Origin of the sequence: Vibrio hippocampi, from assembly GCF_921292975.1 — a bacterium.
Classification (GTDB): domain Bacteria; phylum Pseudomonadota; class Gammaproteobacteria; order Enterobacterales; family Vibrionaceae; genus Vibrio; species Vibrio hippocampi.
This window is the reverse complement of record NZ_CAKLCM010000002.1, coordinates 1134502-1153717: the sequence shown is the minus strand read 5'-3', so window position 1 is coordinate 1153717 and position 19216 is coordinate 1134502. Positions and strand designations below refer to the sequence as shown.

At 44.7% G+C, this 19216-nt stretch carries 16 protein-coding genes; 6 read left to right on the top strand and 10 right to left on the bottom strand.

Translation table 11 applies throughout. The features are described 5' to 3' along the window. Window positions 1–339 precede the first annotated feature (339 nt). Window positions 340–1563: an iron-containing alcohol dehydrogenase gene (locus tag L9Q39_RS07570; RefSeq protein WP_237484488.1), complete on the top strand. Its 1224-nt coding sequence runs from the start codon at window positions 340–342 to the stop codon at window positions 1561–1563. Window positions 1564–1667: 104 nt separating this feature from the next. Here L9Q39_RS07570 and L9Q39_RS07565 read toward each other — a convergent pair whose 3' ends face one another. The 5 genes from L9Q39_RS07565 to L9Q39_RS07545 all read right to left on the bottom strand — a co-directional run bounded on the left by L9Q39_RS07565 (window position 1668) and on the right by L9Q39_RS07545 (window position 7621). Continuing rightward, the gene (locus L9Q39_RS07565) at window positions 1668–2534 is read right to left on the bottom strand and encodes a MurR/RpiR family transcriptional regulator (RefSeq protein ID WP_237484487.1); all 867 of its coding nucleotides are present in this window, start codon (window positions 2532–2534) and stop codon (window positions 1668–1670) included. A gap of 560 nt (window positions 2535–3094) precedes the next feature. Next, the gene (gene panP / locus L9Q39_RS07560) at window positions 3095–4750 is read right to left on the bottom strand and encodes a pyridoxal-dependent aspartate 1-decarboxylase PanP (RefSeq protein ID WP_237484486.1); all 1656 of its coding nucleotides are present in this window, start codon (window positions 4748–4750) and stop codon (window positions 3095–3097) included. Window positions 4751–5025: 275 nt separating this feature from the next. Then, complete coding sequence (locus tag L9Q39_RS07555) at window positions 5026–5538, bottom strand: hypothetical protein (RefSeq protein WP_237484485.1); 513 nt, start codon at window positions 5536–5538, stop codon at window positions 5026–5028. A 127-nt stretch (window positions 5539–5665) separates the two neighbouring features. Next, entirely contained in the window at window positions 5666–6571 is a 906-nt protein-coding gene (locus tag L9Q39_RS07550; RefSeq protein WP_237484484.1) for a LysO family transporter, read from the bottom strand. A 126-nt stretch (window positions 6572–6697) separates the two neighbouring features. Beyond that, window positions 6698–7621: an HDOD domain-containing protein gene (locus tag L9Q39_RS07545; RefSeq protein ID WP_237484483.1), complete on the bottom strand. Its 924-nt coding sequence runs from the start codon at window positions 7619–7621 to the stop codon at window positions 6698–6700. Between the two features lie 396 nt (window positions 7622–8017). Here L9Q39_RS07545 and L9Q39_RS07540 point away from each other — a divergent pair, with 396 nt between their 5' ends. The 5 genes from L9Q39_RS07540 to phaC all read left to right on the top strand — a co-directional run bounded on the left by L9Q39_RS07540 (window position 8018) and on the right by phaC (window position 13770). Continuing rightward, a complete protein-coding gene (locus L9Q39_RS07540) occupies window positions 8018–8746 on the top strand; it encodes a TfoX/Sxy family DNA transformation protein (protein ID WP_237484482.1) in 729 nt (242 codons plus the stop codon). Window positions 8747–9483: 737 nt separating this feature from the next. Next, on the top strand, window positions 9484–10224 hold the full coding sequence (locus tag L9Q39_RS07535) for an SDR family oxidoreductase (RefSeq protein WP_237484481.1): 741 nt from the start codon (window positions 9484–9486) through the stop codon (window positions 10222–10224). Between the two features lie 19 nt (window positions 10225–10243). Next, window positions 10244–11449 carry an acetyl-CoA C-acetyltransferase gene (locus L9Q39_RS07530; RefSeq protein ID WP_237484480.1) on the top strand — a complete coding sequence of 402 codons (1206 nt, stop codon included), beginning with the start codon at window positions 10244–10246 and terminating at the stop codon, window positions 11447–11449. Between the two features lie 75 nt (window positions 11450–11524). Continuing rightward, the gene (locus L9Q39_RS07525) at window positions 11525–11872 is read left to right on the top strand and encodes a phasin family protein (RefSeq protein WP_237484479.1); all 348 of its coding nucleotides are present in this window, start codon (window positions 11525–11527) and stop codon (window positions 11870–11872) included. A gap of 80 nt (window positions 11873–11952) precedes the next feature. Next, complete coding sequence (gene phaC / locus L9Q39_RS07520) at window positions 11953–13770, top strand: class I poly(R)-hydroxyalkanoic acid synthase (RefSeq protein WP_237484478.1); 1818 nt, start codon at window positions 11953–11955, stop codon at window positions 13768–13770. 35 nt (window positions 13771–13805) lie between these two features. Here phaC and L9Q39_RS07515 read toward each other — a convergent pair whose 3' ends face one another. From L9Q39_RS07515 to L9Q39_RS07495, 5 genes are all read right to left on the bottom strand, one after another. Continuing rightward, a complete protein-coding gene (locus L9Q39_RS07515) occupies window positions 13806–14963 on the bottom strand; it encodes an ABC transporter permease (protein ID WP_237484477.1) in 1158 nt (385 codons plus the stop codon). Next, window positions 14960–16138, bottom strand: a complete 1179-nt coding sequence (locus L9Q39_RS07510) for an ABC transporter permease (protein ID WP_237484476.1) — start codon at window positions 16136–16138, stop codon at window positions 14960–14962. Before L9Q39_RS07510 ends, L9Q39_RS07515 begins: the two co-directional genes overlap by 4 nt. 2 nt (window positions 16139–16140) lie before the next feature. Continuing rightward, window positions 16141–17115 (bottom strand): HlyD family secretion protein, encoded by a 975-nt coding sequence (locus L9Q39_RS07505; protein WP_237484475.1) that lies wholly within the window; start codon window positions 17113–17115, stop codon window positions 16141–16143. Beyond that, window positions 17112–18527 carry a TolC family protein gene (locus L9Q39_RS07500; protein ID WP_237484474.1) on the bottom strand — a complete coding sequence of 472 codons (1416 nt, stop codon included), beginning with the start codon at window positions 18525–18527 and terminating at the stop codon, window positions 17112–17114. The genes L9Q39_RS07505 and L9Q39_RS07500 overlap by 4 nt, the downstream gene beginning before the upstream one ends. Window positions 18528–18802: 275 nt before the next feature. Further along, on the bottom strand, window positions 18803–19045 hold the full coding sequence (locus L9Q39_RS07495) for a cation transporter (protein ID WP_237484473.1): 243 nt from the start codon (window positions 19043–19045) through the stop codon (window positions 18803–18805). Window positions 19046–19216: the final 171 nt, after the last annotated feature.

Genomic DNA, 19216 nt, shown 5'->3' with positions numbered 1-19216 from the left:
AATTGGCTGTTAATTTAATAGATAAAAACTATCAGCCTATAAGTTGTACAAGTGTGACACTATGCGCAAGTGACGCGCACGATGTGAGCTGCAACAAAGTTATAACGTGAAGTCAGTGATAAACCGTGGTTTGTTTAATAAAGGTCAATTTTCCGGCTGTGTATCTGTTTCATGCTAAGTAGCGTTTGCTATCCAATATGTTTGTGCCGTCTGTTTTTTCCGTCTGTTTTTGCTTCCCCCGACCAAACAGACAATCAGCAGCAAAGTGAACAAAGTGTGAGTTGTTATCGTATGGTTTCTGAACCTAACCGGGGAATGGTTTATCTCAAGGAGATTGCTATGTTTCAATTTATGACTTCCAGTCGCATTATTTTTGGAGAGGGCGCGCTGCACTCCTCACTTTCAATCATCAATCAATTTGGTTACAGCGTACTGTTAGTGACAGGCAAAAATAGAACGCGTCCGGAACCGGTACTCCAATATCTTAGTCAGCAGAATATTCGCTATCAGCATGTTGCCATTCACGGAGAGCCTAATATCACAATGGTGGAAGAAACCGCGATTATGGGGCGTCGCTTTAAACCTGACTTGATTGTCGCGATGGGTGGCGGAAGCGTCATTGACATGGGTAAGGCGTTATCGGCGATTATTCCCAACCAAGGTGATGTGTATGACTATGTAGAAGTGGTAGGGCGAAATGTGCCGCTCAAAGCGAAGTGCTTACCCATGATCGCGATCCCCACAACGGCGAGCACAGGCGCAGAAGTGACAAAAAATGCGGTATTAAAATCGGGGCAAGATAAATTGAAAGTGAGCCTAAGAAGTGCCGATTTGCTGCCTGATGTCGCTATTATTGATCCAGTTCTCACATACGAAACCAATGCCTACATCTCTGGACGTGGTGCGATGGAAGCGTTTGTACATCTTATGGAAGCGTATGTTTGTGGAGAGCCGAACCCTCTGACCGATATGATATGCGAAGAGGGGATGCGAAAGATAGCCCGTTCGGTGATTTCGGGGTGCCGTCAAGACAATCCAAAGGCGAGAGCCGATCTTGCTTTTGCTGCCATGTTAGGCGGTATGGCGAGTACAAACGCTAAATTAGGTGCAGCATGTGGTTTGGCATCCGCGCTGGGCGGTAAGATCACGGCGCCGCACAGTGTGATTGCAGCGCGGTTAGCGCCTCATGTGATGCGAGAAAACATCAAAGCCGCTAAACGTGCGGGGCGTAGTGATGTACTGAACCGTTATCGAACCCTTGCAAGGCTTTTATTGGAAGATGATGAGGCGCATATTGAACAAGGCGTGGAGTGGCTGGAAACGATATTGGTTCGTTTAGAACTTCCGGAGTTATCGGAGTTTGGTGTCTGTCATACGCCGTTCCAACAAGTGGCTGTCGATGCGATGAAATCGGTGGCAATCAAAGGGAATCCATTGCCGTTAACTGAGGAGCGTCTGATCTACATTCTCAACCAAGTGTGCCAGTGTCATTGCAGTGAACACGGTGAAGAGCAAACGGATGGTAACGTTGAAGTGTACAACAATCCGCTGGAAATGAATTGATAGTGAACCGAATCCATCAAAACACATTAAAACAAAAAGGCCATTAAGGCCTTTTTGTTTTAATCAAATGACTTGGTTATTCGAATCACTTTTGTTTGCTGTCATCAAAAGTTCGTTAAGCTGTTATCAAGCTTAGTGTAGCGAGACTCTTTTAACGCCTCTTTAACCCGTTTCAGGTTGTCGCGAAAACCAGTGCCACGGCGCAAGGTAAAGCCCGTCGCCAGTACATCAATAATGGTCATCTGTACAACACGACTTGCCATTGGCATATAGACGTCGGTATCTTCCGGCACGTCAACGGTAATAGACAAAGAACTTGCCTTATCCAATGGAGAGTCTTTGGCGGTAATCGCAATGACAGTCGCGCCATTTTCTCTTGCGAGGTGCGCGATCTCGACCTGACTTTTTGTTCGACCAGTATGGGAGATAAGAACAATCACATCATTGTCTGAACAATTGATACAACTCATGCGCTGCATAACAACATCTTCAAAGCAAGAAATCGGAATGTTGAAGCGAATAAATTTGTTCTGAGCATCTCTTGCTACCGAAGAAGAAGCCCCCAATCCAAAGAAAGAAATGCGTTTAGCCTGTGTAAGTAAATCAACAGCGCGGTTCACTTGCATGGCATCAAGACTGTTTTTCGCCACATCAAGGCAAGCCATGGTTGATTCAAAGATCTTATGCGTGTAAGCATCTGGACCGTCATCTTCTTCGACGTTACGGTTCACATAAGGTGTACCATTGGCTAGGCTTTGAGCAAGATGAAGTTTAAAGTCAGGGAAACCCTTGGTATCCAGGCGACGACAAAAACGGTTTACTGTCGGTTCACTTACGTCAGCCATTTTTGCCAGGGTCGCAATACTAGAGTGGATAGCAGTCTGAGGCGACGCCATGATCACTTCCGCAACTTTACGTTCGGATTTACTAAAATTTTCTAAGTTTTTTTGAACTTTTTCTAATGTATTCATAGTGTTCACAAAGTAAAGGGAACATCTTGTTGATGCGAAGACCCAAAAAATAAAATGGCAACGTGCCAGTGCTACGTTGAGACTCAGTACGGTAGTTTAAGATTAACGACAAAGACCCGGTGACTTGTGTTTAATCAGTGCTTGGTTGATTCAGAGCATTGTTTATTTAGTGTATTGTTTATTCAGAGCATTAGTTTATTCAGAGCATAAGTTTATTGAGCACGTTGTCTATTAAGCGTTTGCGTGAACTTAACAAGCGGATAAATAAAAGTTTACAGCCAAAGGTTAGTTCTAGTTCTGCACTTGGGGAGCATCAACTCCAATAAAACCAGTATAAACTAACGACTTGTTTAGCAGTAATAAAAGTGCGTAACAATTCACCATAACATGACCACCATCAAACAAAATTTTGGAAGAAAAAAACAAATTATCGAAATTAGACCAATATTTAGTCAAAGTTACGACATCTGAAACAACAAAAGAGTAAGAAAATTTCAGTTTAAGGTCACGTGTAAAGTGTCGAGTCAGGGTTGATGATGACGGCACACTTTGAACGTCAGTTAATGACCTTGGCCACGAGAAACATCTTCCGCCAATTGCTCCAATCGAGACATTAAGTTAGGAACTCGCTTTGCGACCTCGCGTTGCTCTTTCAATACATTTTGCAGGACATCTTTTGTTGTGAGTGGATTAGCTAACACAACGCGGAACACGATAGTATCTAACCCAGACCATTGACGTGGATTGAGCTGTGTACGCGATACAAAGGACAAGCCCGCTTCACGTTGTTTCTTCTGAATGATCTTGGTGAGTTCATTGAGTAGTCCATGGATTTGACTACGTTGAGTCTCGTTTGCAATCACGAGTGCTTGTTGAATGGTTTTTGGAACATAACGATAAGTGAGCAAACAGAGCTCAGGCTCTGAGATAAGTTCAAAGTCATCCTGTGCTTTGATGAGGGCTGCAAAATAACGCGCTTTTTCGATACTTTGGTTGATCAACAACTCATAACCCGGGCGGCTAATGATATGCATCGCCGCATACACTAGCATTGCCATTCCCGAACGCGAGCCTTCCAGAGTGTGGCTTCCGAGATCTTTCGAGCCTTTACGCAGAATATATTGAGCATGGTGCTCGATACTTTCCATGGCATTGGGATCTTTGAATAGCACCATGCCAGCGCCCATCGGAATGTATAGCTGTTTATGGGCATCAATGGTGACGGAGTCCGCGAGTTCGATACCGTCCAATAAAGGACGATATGTATTCGACATTAAAGTTGCGCCGCCCCATGCTGCATCCACATGGAAATGACACGCTTCTTGTTGGCAAATTGCGGCTATTTCTGCCAGTGGGTCAATGTTGCCCGTCTCTGTTGTACCAGCAACACCGATCACCGCAAACGGTTTGATGTTTTGTGCCTTTAGTTGACGAAATTTTGCCTGTAGGTCGATAGGGCAAATTCGGTTATTTTCATCGGTTTTAACCGCGACTAAACCTTGTTGACCAACCCCCAAAACATCTGCCGCTTTTTTAAGTGAGTAGTGTCCGCGCTCAGACACTAAAATCGCCAAACCTTCGTAGCCATAATGCTTCATGGCGCGAAACAGCCCTTCTTTTTCGACACCTGCAAAGTCGCCATCGGCGGCTAGTGCGTTATTACGGGCTACCCAAAGCGCCGTGATATTGGCAATGGTGCCACCCGAGCAAAACGCACCAAGGGAATGGTTAGCGCTATGCATCCATTTTCCATAGAAGTCATCTTCTTGCTGGTAAATAAGCTTGTGAAGCATGCCTAATACTTGGCGCTCAAGGGGAGTAAACGCTTTCGAGGTTTCGATCTTCACCAAGTTTTGATTGAGCGCAATCATGATTTTTGATAGCGGCATCAAAAAGTAGGGCAGCGCCGATGTCATGTGACCGATAAAACTCGGTGACGAGGTATGGACGGAGTGGGCGACCAAGGTGTCCAATAAATGTTCGGTATGCTCGGAAACAAAAGCGGGTTGTTCAGGAATCAAAGCGGAAGAGAAGTCTTTTTCTATTTCGTGCAGCGGTTTTTCTTCTGCGACGATATGCTCTCGCAAAAACTGGTTAAGGTTCTGCGATAAGCTTGCTTCAATTTGAGTGAGTGTAGAGTCTGGGCCTTCTGGAATCGTGAATATACGCAGCAGGCTTTCAAAGCTGACGTCAGCTATTTTTTGCTCAGATACCATATTATTGCTCAGATACCCCTTATCGTTAATGACTTTTGTTCCATAATTGCAAGCGAGTCAATCTAAACTAAATGTCACAGAATGTCTCTCAAAATTTGAGTGAAGATCATGATTTTTACCTTGACCGCTTACTAGAGCAACAGTTCGTGAGAGAAGTGTGCGCCGTTATATGCAATGGTCGTTATACATAATGGTCGTTGGTATAAGCAATGACAGGCAGAGCTTGCTGTGGCTTCAGCCTGTCAACGATTCATCTGCCTGTTATCACGTAAAGGTTAAGGACATTGAGTGGCTTCGATATCAGCAATACTCGTGTTGTAACGAGTTAGCGCGGTATCGATCTGCTGAGGGTGACTAAGAAGATCGGCAAGTGCAGAACGCAGTTGGTAATTGTCTTGGTGTGGTTGGGACTGACGATCGCTGTAAGTTAGTGCGGCGGCTTTGCCAAGCAAATCGTTTCGTTGTGAGAGCTGTTTTATTTGCGCTTGGTCAAGACGAAGCCAGGATTCGATGCCGGAGTCGGTGGCGACTTTTTCTGGGCTATTTTTAAGAAAGTAGTGAACCGCTTGACGGTTGAATTCAAAGTGGTTTTTGCGACCATTGAGAAACCAATCGCTCACAGATTGAAGTTGAGGCTGCTGCTGAGTGATCATCTGCGTTAAGTCTTGATACCAAACGATAGAAGCGTCAACGTAAGCGTCGTATTTTTGTTCTAGGCACTGAGTGTCTTGTGCCGATGCCGTCAATGCAGCACTGCTGAGTAGACTAGCAAGTATCCACTTTTTCATTTTTACTTCCTTTTAAGCTTCTTTTTTATAGCGCCGAAACGGATGGTGAAAAAACGATCGGTTTCGGCAGATTGTTATTCTCATTGAGGCTAAAAATTATAGCGTTCAGCTAAGCAAAGTCTATGATCTAGCCTGCAAAGGACACAAAGAACAGCATTAGCACTGGGACTAACAGACTGAGGATAAACCCGCTTACGATCGCGACAGGTACACAACGCACCCCTCCAGTGTTTTGAATCACTGGTAGCGTAAAGTCCATCGCAGTTGCACCAGCATAGCCGATTGCGGTGCAGGGCTTACGTCCAATCAGCATGGGAATGAGTATCAAGGCGACTAATTCACGCAGTAGTTCAATCATAAAGGAAGCGCCGCCAAATACGGGACCAAATGCATCGCCCATTAAAATCCCTGCCAAAGAATACCAGCCAAAACCAGAGGCCATAGCAAGTCCTTGATAGATGTGAATATCAAGCAACACTGCCGCTAAGGCACCACCGGCTAAAGAACTGACAACAATGATAGTTGCGATGGCCATTCCTTGTTTATTGACCAAGATTTGCTTCAAGGTTAAACCACTGTTACGGAGCGAGATGCCAATAAAAAATAGCAAGATAAGCAGAATCCATTCGCTTGCGGTATCCACCCATTCCAGTCCGATGGGCAACACTAAACCCAGAAATAAGCCAAGACCAACAACCAATACTAGTTTAACGGATTCAAGTGCCATCGCAGAAAGAGGCAGTCGCTTGGTATGACTTTCGGTGTGCAGCGGGAAGACTTTATCAATCAGCGGAAGCGCGAGCAGATTCGCGACACCAATGCAGATAAAGAAAGTCGCCGTCATGGTGAGTATGGTTTTAACATTCGCACCAAAATTATCCAGAGCCGCTAAACTTAACCCCATCAAAAACAGAATCACAAAGATCAGGTAAGACGTCGCTTGATTGATTTTGTCTAATAGTGATTTGTTAGAAATCGCGAATAAGTAGCCAATAATTAACGGCGTAAAGATAAATAACATCCCTGTAAACATCTTAGGGCAATCCTTGGAAAGTAATTTGAGGGGCTCATTGTGAAAGTTTTCTCATATAAACTCAAGCCTATCCGTGGCGAGAGTTGATGATTTTAACAGCGGGTAAAAGGGGGGGATCAGAGTCGGTTACATACCCGACGAGCGAAGAATCTCTTTGAGTTGCAGTTGGAATTCATCATCATCCATCGAAGTAAGTTGATACATGACTTGCGCACCATCGACATTTATTTCAACTTCATGCTGCTCTAACGCTTGTTGGTCTTGTTTTCTAAACAGCAAGATGTAGTGGGCGATTCGCGCAATATCGAGATAGGAGACTTCGGGACGTGTTTCCGATAAGCGTTGGTTGCAGGCCACTTCGATGAAATCATGGTCGAAGCGCCAAGTCGTGAGTACTTTTTTACTCGTCGTTGAGCACTGAGATTGGAATATTTCTAGTGCCAACTCTGGCGCAATATAGTTGCCGTTTTCGAGGTATAGATGATATTCGTTCACCAAACAGAACAGACCAATATCCGCTAAGAACCCCACTAATAGCGCCTTGCCTTGCTCCAAATAACTGTAGTCACAGTCATTTTGTTGCTGCAAGGTTCGAGTCACAAGAACCATCGTCGCAGCCAGTTCTTTTGAAATAGCCGCACTCTTGATTAAAACCTTTTTACAATCTTCAGAGATGTTTACGGAATGCTTAAGCATCTCGATAGATTGGGCAGTGACAATGTCACGTACTCGAATAATCCCAAGGCGAGATACCGCGGTATGTAAATCGTGGCAGGTGACATTTCGGCGATTAAAAACCACGGAATTAGCTATTTTTAGCACGATAGCGGCGAGACTAGGGTCTTCCAACAGGGTATCGGCAATATCAACAATCGCTGTGGCTTCATCATTACTTAGAGCTTGTATCTGAGTCACCACCTCGGGAATAGGTGGCAGCGATATCTTTCCTGTTGCGATGGACTGATGTACTTGCTCTGCAAACTCGGATGACAGGCTCTCTAGATAGCGTTGTTTATTATGGGGTAACCAGTAAAAGGATAGATGGTCCATAGGATACTAAGCAATGAATATTATACGGTAAGTGTACCGTTACGTTGACACGATTGCTATATGAATGGAACAAATACTGTTGAAAATGCGTCCCTTAGCGAGCTAATTGGCTATGTGTGATGACTATTCGTTTACTTTTGTTCCGATTTGGAAAGCAGTTGACGAAAGCCTAACCAATTACGATCTCGTTATTAACATTCAACAGTGATATCGCTTCAATTGCGATAACAAAGGAACGATTTTCATACTCGACAGTTTGGCGTGTATTTCACACACTGCTTACCAAGCGGTAATCAATATGCTGCGTATCAATAATCATAACCAATAATCGTCTTACTTTTTACGTTTACTGTCGTGAATGTTTCTCTATGTTGGGAAAACATAAGGATCATCAGCATGAAGCACTCAAGATATGATTTTTATATCAATCAGTACGTTGAATTTACCACGCGTTCAATGTTTGGCGGCTTAGGCTTGTTCCATAAAGGAGCTATGTTCGCGCTTGTTGCCGACAATCTTCTGATTCTGCGAGGCGGCAAGGATTTAAGTTGTGCTATGAATCTATTGGGCTGCAAGCAGTATCGACAGGTCAAAAAGCGCACGATCGCAAGCGTCGACTATTTTGACGTCACGGCTCTGTATGATTGCAAAGCTGAGGCGCTGCCACAGTTAATTATCGATTCAGCGATGTTCGCCTTTCAGCAGAAAAAGTGGCAATCCAATGGTCGTGATAAGCGAATCCGAGAGTTAATAAACCTACAATTCAGTATCGAGCGCATGCTTAGTAAAGTGGGCGTCATCGATCTTGCTACCTTGCAAGAAATAGGTGCAGCTCATGCGTTTTCTTTACTCAAACGGCGCTATGGGGAGCAGGTTAATGCTCAACTTCTGTGGAAGTTAGCCGCAGCAATAGAAGGGATACACTGGTGGTTGCTGCAAGAGCCGAAAAAGAAGCAATTGTGGCAACAGTATCGCAAGCTGAGCTTTGGCATAAGCGATGTTGAAAATAGCTCTGATACAAATAGCTTTGATACAAATAGCTTTGATACGAATAGCTTTGATACGAATAGCTTTGATACAAACATCTCTGAGATAAAAGGCTCGGAGATAAAAAGCACTGACTAGCCTCTTGCACATATTACTAATATACCCAAGTCACCTCTGAACTCTGCACCTTGAGGTAACTTGGGTATAAACCTAGCGCAATCTCATCTTTGATATCTGCCTCTTGACGTGGATTATTTCGAACCGAGGGGGAACTATTTTGGCTCAGCGATATAAAATGAATAAAACAACCGAAATGGTTGTTTTATAAGTGATTGAATGAATTTAAATGTATTTAATCTTTGTTTTTTGTAATGAGCTGGGTGGGTTTTTATTGATGTTGATATTAATTAATTACGTTCTCAGTTTCTTGGGTTTATTCATTTGTGTATTTATTGCACATGTTTAGTAATAGTGAGTAAATGTAAACGTTTTCTTTTCAAGGTATGGCTTTTTAATATCATCCCTATAGATTAGTATTTATTTTCTCTAGTTCAAGTAAGTTTGTTTATATTGCGAATTAAGAAGGTTGGTTAGATTGGTATATGTTAGTTATTGTTTAAAATCAGTAGTTTGGCGATTTTGTTATGAAATGTATATATTTGTCAGTTAATTTATTTTGTGATTGGTATCGATAAAGAATAATATTTCTATTCTATTTAATGTTGATTATGAATAATTTATTAAAGTTTCTCCTATAACTTAATTGTAATAAATACAGGATATTTTTAATTTATAGATTTACTTGCAATGTATTTTAATGGGTTTTTATTAATTGAATTGTTATTTGTAGCTGACAAGAATGGAGTCGTTTAATAATGAATAAACTTGCGTTGATTACAGGTTCTAAGGGTGGGATTGGTTCTGCGATATCATCAAGGCTTGTAGAAAATGGATATCGCTTAATTGCTACTTACTACACTGGCAATTATGAGTGCGCAAAAGAGTGGTTTGAAGAGAAAGGTTTTACTGAAGAGCAGGTAAGGTTGTTCGAAATTGATGTTACGAATACTCAGGAGTGCCATGACAAATTGGAAGCACTACAAGAAGAAGAAGGGACCTTTGACCTTGTTGTGAATAACGCAGGGATCACCCGTGACGGTCAATTTAAAAAAATGGCACCTGATGCTTGGTTTGACGTCATCAACACCAACCTAAATAGCGTCTACAACGTAACCCAACCTTTATTTGCTGCGATGTGTGAAAAAGGCAATTGTCGCATTATTAACATCTCGTCAGTGAACGGCCAAAAAGGGCAGTTTGGACAGACAAACTATTCAGCAGCCAAAGCGGGAATGATTGGCTTTACCAAAGCGTTAGCGGCTGAAGGTGCTCGTTATGGTGTGACTGCCAATGTTATCGCTCCAGGGTATACAGGGACACCAATGGTTGAAGCGATGAAAGAAGAGGTTTTAGATTCGATTAAGAATACGATTCCTTTACGTCGTTTAGCAAAACCGGAAGAGATCGCTGCTGCAGTGGCGTATTTAGCCAGCGATGACGCATCGTATATTACAGGTGAAACCGTTGCCATTAATGGCGGCCTATACATGGCTTAACTGAGTAGGAGTAGGGTTAATGGAAAAGGTCTATATTGTTGCAGCAAAGCGCACTCCAATTGGAAATTTTGGTGGCACATTAAGCGGAGTGGCTGCAGGTAAATTGGCAGCAACGGCGATCACAGGTGCAGCGGAAATGTGTGGCATTGATAAAACGCAGATTGATGAAGTCATTGTTGGCAACGTGATTGGCGCTTTGCAAGGTATGAGCGTGGGTCGTCAAGCGGCATTGTATTCGGATATTCCCAATACCGTGCCGGCATATACGGTCAATATGGTTTGCGGCAGTGGTATGAAAACCGTTATGGACGCAGCCGCTCACATAAAAGCGGGCGAGGCAGAGGTTGTCGTCGCAGCCGGTGTTGAAGTGATGTCGCAGATCCCATTTGCTCTGCCGGCATCAGCTCGCTCTGGTCACAAAATGGGAGATATGACAGCAAAAGATCTCCTAGTCGCTGATGGTTTGACCGATGTCTTTAATGGTTATCACATGGGTGTTACCGCAGAAAATATTGCTAAACAAGCAAACCTATCGAGAGAGCAGCAAGATGCGTACGCTTTAAGCAGTCAACAAAAAGCGGTCGCCGCAATTGAAGCGGATGTGTTTGCTGATGAGATCGTGCCAGTCGAGGTAACGGTGAAACGTAACACAGCACTATTCGCTGTTGATGAGTATCCAAAATCAAACGCGACGTTAGAGGGATTAGCGAAACTTCGTCCAGCGTTTGATCGAGAAGGTACGGTCACTGCGGGTAATGCGTCAGGTATTAACGATGGGGCGAGCGCTGTGATTCTTGCGTCAGAGTCAGCGGTTGAGCGACTGGGGCTTGAGCCACTATGTGAATTGGTATCCACCGCTCAAACGGGTCTTGATCCGAAAGTCATGGGCTTGGGACCTGTCAAAGCTGTGACCAATGCGCTCAGCAAAGCTGAATTGTCCATTGACGATATCGATTTATTTGAGTTAAACGAAGCCTTTGCAGCACAAGCCCTAGGTGTGATTCATGGCTTGGCGGAACAACACAAGGTGTCGGTCAACTCGATTATGGACAAAGCAAACCCCAATGGCGGCGCCATTGCCCTAGGTCACCCATTGGGTGCGTCTGGGAATCGTATCTTAGTCACTCTTATCCATCAAATGCGTAAAGTCGGTCACAACTATGGTGTTGCTTCTTTATGCGTTGGAGGCGGTATGGGTACAGCAGTCGTGGTAAAGCGCTGCTGAGTTAACTACTGAATTCTCTATGTCATTTAGAGATGGCTTGAAATAAAAAATGAAATACTTCTAGGAGAAACGCTGATGTACACGGATATTTTTAAAGTTTTTAACGAGCAGTCGGAAAAATCACTGGCACCTTATGCCAAGTTTAATAAGCTGATGACGAAAAATGTGGAAACACTGACCGACCTTCAACTCAACGCAATGCGTGCCTACTCTGAGCTAGGTTTATCGCAGATGAAAGCCGCAGCAGAGGTAAAGGATGTCTCTTCTTTGGCTGCCTTTAATACTCAACAATTAAGCACGCTAACTCGCCTTTCTCAGCAGATGATGGATGACAGCACTAAACTGCAGCAAGTGGCGAAAGAGTTTAAACAAGATATTGAAGAGCTGACCTCAGATACGCTTAAAGCTAATACGCCTGCGTAATCACACTGTTGTCCTTCAAGGGTTGTTGAGACTGAGTTTCTTCAACCCTTACTCATAATACTAAGAAAAGGGTTTTTGTTATGTTCCAAAACTTCTTTTCGGACTACCTTGTGACAATGCAGGAGAGCAACCAGCAATGGTGGAAAGACTTCGAGCAAGGCAAGGCAGCCGTGAATAGCCCATTAACCAAAGCGATGCAGGAACTCAATTTAGAGGATACTGCCGAGCTTATGAACAAAGCTTCGCACCAGCCGGCTATGATGCTAGATATGCAAACCAAATGGTGGCAACAGCAGCTAGAAATTTGGCAGCGAGTCGCTCTTAATCAAAGCAGTGACCAAGTGGTCGAGGTAGAAAAAGGCGACCGACGCTTTGAAGATAACGCATGGAAAGAAGAAGCGTTTTATAATTTTATTAAGCAGTCCTATATTCTGTTTAGCAATACCTACTTAGAGACCATTAACTCGGTGGAAGGCGTTGATCCTCAGGTAAAAGAGCGTCTCTCATTTTTCTCGCGTCAAACTCTTAACGCATTATCGCCGAGTAACTTCATTGCCACCAATCCTGAATTACTTAAGCTTACCTTAGAACAAAACGGTGAGAACTTATTGGCGGGTCTACAGCAGTTTCAGCATGATATGGAAGCGAGTGCTGACGTATTGAAGATTCGCATGACCAATACGGAAGCGTTCCAGATCGGCGAGCATGTGGCGAATACCCAAGGCGAGGTTGTGTATCAAAACGAGTTGTTTGAGCTGATCCAGTATCGTCCACTGACCGAAACGGTGAATGCAACCCCCTTATTGATCGTCCCGCCGTTTATTAACAAATATTATATCCTCGACCTAAGAGAAAAGAACTCTATGGTCAAGTGGCTACTAGAACAGGGTCACGCGGTGTTTATGATGTCCTGGCGAAATCCAGGTGCCGCTCAGGCTCAGTTAGAGTTTGGCGACTATGTCACTGAAGGGGTGGTTAAAGCGGTCTCGGCTATTGAGTCGATTACTGGCAAAGACCAGATCAATGCAGCTGGCTACTGTATCGGTGGTACGGTATTAGCGTCTACCGTCGCTTATTACGCAGCAAAGCGCATGAAAAAGCGAATTGTTTCGGCATCATTTTTCACTACCTTGTTAGATTTTAGTCAACCCGGAGAAGTGGGGGCCTATATCAATGACACCATAATTCGCGCGATTGAACTGCAGAATAATGCGCTAGGGTATATGGATGGACGTTCTTTAAGTGTGACTTTTAGTTTGCTGCGTGAGAACAGTCTGTATTGGAATTACTATATCGACAATTATCTCAAGGGTAATAGTCCGGTTGATTTTGATCTGTTGTATTGGAATAGCGACAGCACCAATGTAGCGGCTGCGACGCACAATTTCTTGCTACGCAACCTCTATCTAGAAAATAAATTGGTTCAAGACAAGGGCGTCAAGATTGGTGGCGTCTGGATCGATCTAGATAAAATTCGCATACCTAGTTACTTTATTTCCACTAAAGAAGACCATATTGCTCTTTGGCAGGGCACGTATCGTGGCGCTTTAAAGATGGGCGGTAACAAGACGTTTGTACTGGGAGAGTCTGGTCATATTGCGGGTATTGTTAATCATCCAGCTAAACAGAAATATGGCTTCTGGACCAACTCTACGCTTGATGAATCAGCCGAGGAATGGGTAAAAAATGCAGACCACCATAAAGGATCGTGGTGGTTGCATTGGAATGATTGGATGCAACAGTTTATTCCAGAAGAAAAGGTAGAACCTTTCTCCATCGGCAACGAAGAATTTCCAGTACTCAGTAAAGCGCCGGGTAACTATGTGAAACAGACGTTGCCGATTGTTGATGCCCAAGTGAATGAAGTTAAGGATGACGTTGCGGCTGAAACCGAATAACGAATAACTGCTATCAATTGGACAACGAGAAGCCCTTAGTTCGCTAAGGGCACTTTTTTATGTTTCGAACGGCTGGTTTTCGGATAGGTGAGATAGGCAATCGCGCTCCACACCAAGCACTGAATCCAAAGTTGACGCCATAAAGGGGCGACCTGCCACCAATCTGCCGCCATTTGATTTAGCTTGAGAAAACCATTGATGGCTGGCGCGGTGGGTAATAGTTGTGCAAACAGCACCAAAGGTTGAGGCAGTGCTTCCGTCGGCCAAACCACACCCGAAATAAACAGCAAAGGCATGGAACTCATCAACACTAAGGTCGTTACATATTCGCGTTTAGAAGCAATGTTGCCGAGCCAAATTCCAATTGCGATGGTGCAGAGGAAAAACGGCAACATTAACGCCAGTAACTGACCGATATGAGCGTAAACACTGACCCCATGCAGACTAAAGCTCCAACCAAAATAATACATGCCTAACAGGTAATAAACAGCGCTGAGCAGTGCCATCCGAACGGTGATCAACTCGAACCTAGAGACTTGATTCCAATATCCAGTTTGATTCTTTTGCGTTGCCCCGAGCAAGCCTGCGGCAATTAGCAGTGTTTGCTGTAGGATCAATACGAATACCGCTGGCACGATGTAATCAATGTAGCCCATCCTTGGGTTAAAGGTCGGTTTACTGTTAAGTTTAACCGCAGAATATTGTTCACTTGCCAGTACTAAAGGCACGCCTTGTTGCAGATACTTTGCCACTTTTGCTTCGGCCGCTAAGGTTCCGCCTGCTTGCGCTAGACCCTCAACGACGGTGCCGTAAACAAGTAACAACGAGGCATTACCCGCATAAGACAGAACGGGTGCTTTGCCGAGTAAAACATCCTTATAAAAATGCTCTGGAATGACCACAAAGCCAGTGATCTTATCTTGCATAAACTGCCGTTTGGCAGAGTCGATACTATGTAAACGTTCGACGACTTTGACATTGGGTGAAGCATCCACCATACGTTCCAGTTTGTAACTCAATTGGCTGGCATCAAGGTTCACCACCGCGATGGGAAGATCTCGTGGAATTTGCTGCTGATAGGGCAGAGGGTAGAGGAACGAATAGAAAACCGTACCGCCAAACACGGTTAATGCGATGACAGGATTGAGCACCAACGCCTTAAGCTCATGAAAGATAAGATCCATCAGTTTCATTGTGCGACTTCCTTATTGACATGTCGGCGAACAAACCCCAAGCAAAGAATAAGTGGCACTAGATAACCTATCATTGGCAACAGCATAGCTAATGATGTTTGGCTTGGTAGTCCGTAGCTCGCTTGCGAGATTTGCACTTCGATATAGTGGCTTACCGGCAATAACTGTCGCCAAAACAACGCTAAGCTATTCATGTCACTGGCAGGGAAGGTAATTCCCATAAAAGCAAAGCTTGGTGCGGTATAGGCGGCAGCAAAACTCATCGCTCTTGCAGCGTCGCAGGTGAGAAAAAAGAACAAGCTCCCCATAATCATACAGGCAAATGTGGTGGCGATTTGGGCCACGACAATGACCCAAAGCTCACCGTGCATTGGCCAATTAAGTAGGTAGTAAAAACCACCTAAATAAAGGATCCCAAGTGCAGAAAACCAAAGCGCGTAGGGCGTCAGCACCAAAAGTAGACCGCTAAAGTAGCGCTGGTTAGCAAACCAAGTCGACAATCCCAAGTGGCGGTAGTTCTTTGCTAACGCCAGCACCGTCAGTGCCACCGCCATGATTTGCCAGACAGCAGGGATAAGAGCAGGCACCAAGAATTGGGCATAATTACTAGAATTGTTAAACAAGGGCGTGATCTGGGTACGAACCGTAACAGCATTACCCATCGCGCTTGCAAGAGTCTGTTGGTGAGACATAAGCTGCCGCTGTGTTTCCACCGCTGCGTTAAAGTAGCCTTGTGCTTGAACCGCTGCTGAATTAACCAGTCTGGCGACCAACAAATATTGGCTGTTATAAAATAAGGTGGCAGTGGGTGGCGGAACGGCCGTGATCACTTGCTTATCGAAGTTTTCAGGAATCACCAAGAACGCATAGATATCGCCATTCACTAATGCTTGCTTCGCCTTTGTCACATCAGAAAAGTCCTCACTGACCTTTAACATGGGCGTCGCATCATAATGACGCACCAATTCCTGAGACAGAGCACTGCGATTAAAGTCGACAATACCGATGGGCAAAGACGTCGCGATCCCCTGAGAAAATACCCAGTAGAGCGTGAGACAGAAACCGATAGGTATCCAAGTCAGTAGAGAGAAAAACCAGCGATCGCCAGCGATGAGCTGCCATTGTAATGCCAGCACAGACCGAAGGGAGCGTTGATTAAGCGGTGATGTGCTCATGCTTACAGCTCGACAACTAGGCTCATGCCCATGCGAAGTTGGATGTTGTCATCCACAGGACGCGCTTCGACTTCGAAGGTACGCAGATCAAACCCTTGTGAAGAGTCCGTCGCGCGCCAAGTGGCAAAATCGCCCATGACCGCAATATGCGTGACCTCGAAAGTGACGGTTTGATCCAGAGCTGGCAGGTAAGCAGAAAACTGTTCGCCTTTGTTAAAGGCTTTCAGCTTATCTTCACGAACATTCAGCACCGCCCATGAATCTTGAGTGTCAATCACCGTCACGACGGGAAAGCCTTGAGGTGCTAACTCGCCGCTATGCAATAGAACTTGGGAGACTTCACCATCAAACCAAGAGTAGATTTGCGTATCTTCGGCATAAGCTTCAACTTCCGCAACTGCCCCAGCAGCCATGCGTGCTTTTTCCTCAGCGGCTTGTTTGGTTTCGTCTCTCGCGCCTTCTTTGGTCATTTGGTACATCTGGAACGCCGCACTTTCCGTGTATTGTGCTGCTTGCCACTGGGTTTTAACCTCGTCACGCTTCTGTTCTGCAACTACGCCATCTTTATATAGGTTATTGACGCGCAAGTAGGTTTTCTCTAAGAGTTCTGCCGCCGCCTTAGCTTTGCGCCACTGATCTTCAGCGGCTTTTATTTGTTGTTGTCTTGCTCCAACTTGGGCTTCCTTTGCCAGTGCTCCGGCGGCTCTTTGCCCGGCTTCCGCCTGCTCGAGTTTGGCTTCTATTTCTGGGCTATGCAGCGTAAAAATAAGCTCGCCCTTGGAGACAGTGTCACCTTTGCGAACCAATACCTTATCAACACGTCCCGGCAACTTCGAGGAGATGCTGTATTGCTGCGACTCTATCTGCCCTTGAATGGTATAAGGCGGTTGCTGATATGACAGGAAAAATTCGTAGCCAACCCAAGCAATAATCGCAATAACAATAACGGCGAGTAATGGTGATTTAACGCGATTCATTGGGAGTCCTTAGTGTGGGTAAACGGGGTAGATAAACCATTGTATTGATAGCTCGCAAAACTATTCATCTGATTGGATAGCGCCAGTAATTTAGTGAGAGATTGCAGGTATTGGAAACTGGCAGCAGATTGCTGAGTTTGAATCGCCGCGATGTAAAGTTGAGCGTCGACCACATCAATCGAGCGTCCTAAGCCTTGAGCGAACGCTTTTTCTCTTAAACGCAGGTTCTCTTTGGCAAGGGTGATACTTGATTCGAGTCCCTCGACTTCTTCTCGAGCTTGCTCTGCCTCTAGATAGGTTTTCTCAACCAAAATAGAGAGATCTTGTTTGGCTTGTTGCTTCAAGTATTGAACCTGATAAATAGCGCTTTTAGCCGCTTTGACCTGTTCACTTCGGCCTGAGCTTTCGACAAGAGGAATACTGACACCAATGCCGACTAACCAATCTGGGGCGACTTGCGCGGCGAGTGAATCCCCTTCATACAGATTGTAATCTCCGTAGGCATAAACTTCTGGGTAATATCGCCCTTGTTCTGCCTTAAGTAAGCTCTCTGCTTGCTTGTTTTTTGCATCTAACAGAGATAAGCCGGGATACGTGGTTAATGTTTGTTGCTTGAATGTACTGAGTTGCGGTAGGGCAGCGTTAATAAACAGTTCGCCGGTCGGGGAGACGGGTTCCGTTTGACCAAGAATTTGAGTCAGTGCCATTTGCGCGATACGTTGGCTTCGTTGCGCCTTGTTAAGCTCGATCACCGCATTGTCATAGGAGACTTGGGCTTGTAATTTCTCCACTCGAGCAATCTGACCCTGCTGTTCTAATTTAATGGCGTTATTGTAGTGCTGCTTGAGTCCTTGTACTGCGGCGGTGCGAGTCTCAACGACTCGTTGGGCTAGAACGACGCTAAAATAATATTTACTAAGATCTTCATAGCGCGCTTGAGTCTCCATCGCGAGCATGCTTTCCGCTTCATTTTTTCTTCCCTCAGCTGCGGCTTGTGCTGCGCTGATGCGCCCACCGGTAAAAATTGGCCAGATAGCGCGAATAGAAGAAGTAAAAATGTCTTTATCTTCGATGGTAGAGGTGATGCCGCCTAAACCGGGTAATAGACTGTTGATCGCAGCGAGTGTCGCACCGTCTATACCACTTAGGCTGTCCGCAAATTGCTGTCCATTGATAGTGACATCGTCATCAAGGCGAGTGTAGTTGGCGCTGATGGAGATTTGAGGGTAATTAAGATTGTCCGTTGCTTGTTGTAAATACGCCTGACGGTTAACGTTCTCTTTTTGTGCTGAAAGAGAGTGATTGTTTTGCTGTAGTAACTGCCACGCTTGTTCAAAGCTGATTGAGTCTGCCTGACTAGGTAGCGGGAGCGCGACTAACAGGGCAATCAACCCTTTTATTCCATTTGGCATATTATCTCCACAAATCCTATCGCCGCAAATATTGTCGCCACTGTTTCGCAGTGGGGGGACAAAAATAAATTAGAGTTTATACTCTAATTTATTTTTGTTCAATATCATTAATATAGACGTATTCGTTATACATGGCGCGGAGAGGTAGTGGATTTAGGTTCTAGGTTCTAGGGTAAAGGAGGGATTAAGGATGAGAGCAAGAGCCATAGCAGGAGTAATAAAGATAAGCGGCACTGACAATGCCGCTTATCTCATTGAAGCAATGTGGGATATTTTTAGTGAGTCTCTGGGCACACAAACCCAGCGCGCCACACTAAATCTTTGGCCTGTTTCATCTGTTTAAGCACATCAAGCCCCGACATCTGTGGACTAGAAAAACTGACTAACAGTTCTTCATGAGAGTCTGTTGGTGTAAGGCTAGTTTGAACGCTGTATCCACGAACGTGAGTAAAGGTAGCGTGTTGATTTTTTCGTAATACGTTTTTATCTAAACAGATACCAAAACAATCTCGTTTCATCGTGTCGCTCCTTGGTGCTGTATTGTAAGATGTATTGATTTTACAAGATAAGCGCCGATTAAAGGTGAACAAAACATGTTCAATTGTAATCAATTATGGCGAGTCATTCTTTGTTGCGCATCATGCTAACACTAGTTAGATAATACGAAAGGGGTAGAAGTTCAGTTCAAA

Excerpts from the sequence above, each read along its gene's own strand:
- L9Q39_RS07570 (WP_237484488.1), top strand. The coding sequence starts at position 340 with ATGTTTCAATTTATGACTTCCAGTCGCATTATTTTTGGAGAGGGCGCG.
- L9Q39_RS07565 (WP_237484487.1), bottom strand. The coding sequence starts at position 2,534 with ATGAATACATTAGAAAAAGTTCAAAAAAACTTAGAAAATTTTAGTAAA.
- panP (WP_237484486.1), bottom strand. The coding sequence starts at position 4,750 with ATGGTATCTGAGCAAAAAATAGCTGACGTCAGCTTTGAAAGCCTGCTG.
- L9Q39_RS07555 (WP_237484485.1), bottom strand. The coding sequence starts at position 5,538 with ATGAAAAAGTGGATACTTGCTAGTCTACTCAGCAGTGCTGCATTGACG.
- L9Q39_RS07550 (WP_237484484.1), bottom strand. The coding sequence starts at position 6,571 with ATGTTTACAGGGATGTTATTTATCTTTACGCCGTTAATTATTGGCTAC.
- L9Q39_RS07545 (WP_237484483.1), bottom strand. The coding sequence starts at position 7,621 with ATGGACCATCTATCCTTTTACTGGTTACCCCATAATAAACAACGCTAT.
- L9Q39_RS07540 (WP_237484482.1), top strand. The coding sequence starts at position 8,018 with ATGAAGCACTCAAGATATGATTTTTATATCAATCAGTACGTTGAATTT.
- L9Q39_RS07535 (WP_237484481.1), top strand. The coding sequence starts at position 9,484 with ATGAATAAACTTGCGTTGATTACAGGTTCTAAGGGTGGGATTGGTTCT.
- L9Q39_RS07530 (WP_237484480.1), top strand. The coding sequence starts at position 10,244 with ATGGAAAAGGTCTATATTGTTGCAGCAAAGCGCACTCCAATTGGAAAT.
- L9Q39_RS07525 (WP_237484479.1), top strand. The coding sequence starts at position 11,525 with ATGTACACGGATATTTTTAAAGTTTTTAACGAGCAGTCGGAAAAATCA.
- phaC (WP_237484478.1), top strand. The coding sequence starts at position 11,953 with ATGTTCCAAAACTTCTTTTCGGACTACCTTGTGACAATGCAGGAGAGC.
- L9Q39_RS07515 (WP_237484477.1), bottom strand. The coding sequence starts at position 14,963 with ATGAAACTGATGGATCTTATCTTTCATGAGCTTAAGGCGTTGGTGCTC.
- L9Q39_RS07510 (WP_237484476.1), bottom strand. The coding sequence starts at position 16,138 with ATGAGCACATCACCGCTTAATCAACGCTCCCTTCGGTCTGTGCTGGCA.
- L9Q39_RS07505 (WP_237484475.1), bottom strand. The coding sequence starts at position 17,115 with ATGAATCGCGTTAAATCACCATTACTCGCCGTTATTGTTATTGCGATT.
- L9Q39_RS07500 (WP_237484474.1), bottom strand. The coding sequence starts at position 18,527 with ATGCCAAATGGAATAAAAGGGTTGATTGCCCTGTTAGTCGCGCTCCCG.
- L9Q39_RS07495 (WP_237484473.1), bottom strand. The coding sequence starts at position 19,045 with ATGAAACGAGATTGTTTTGGTATCTGTTTAGATAAAAACGTATTACGA.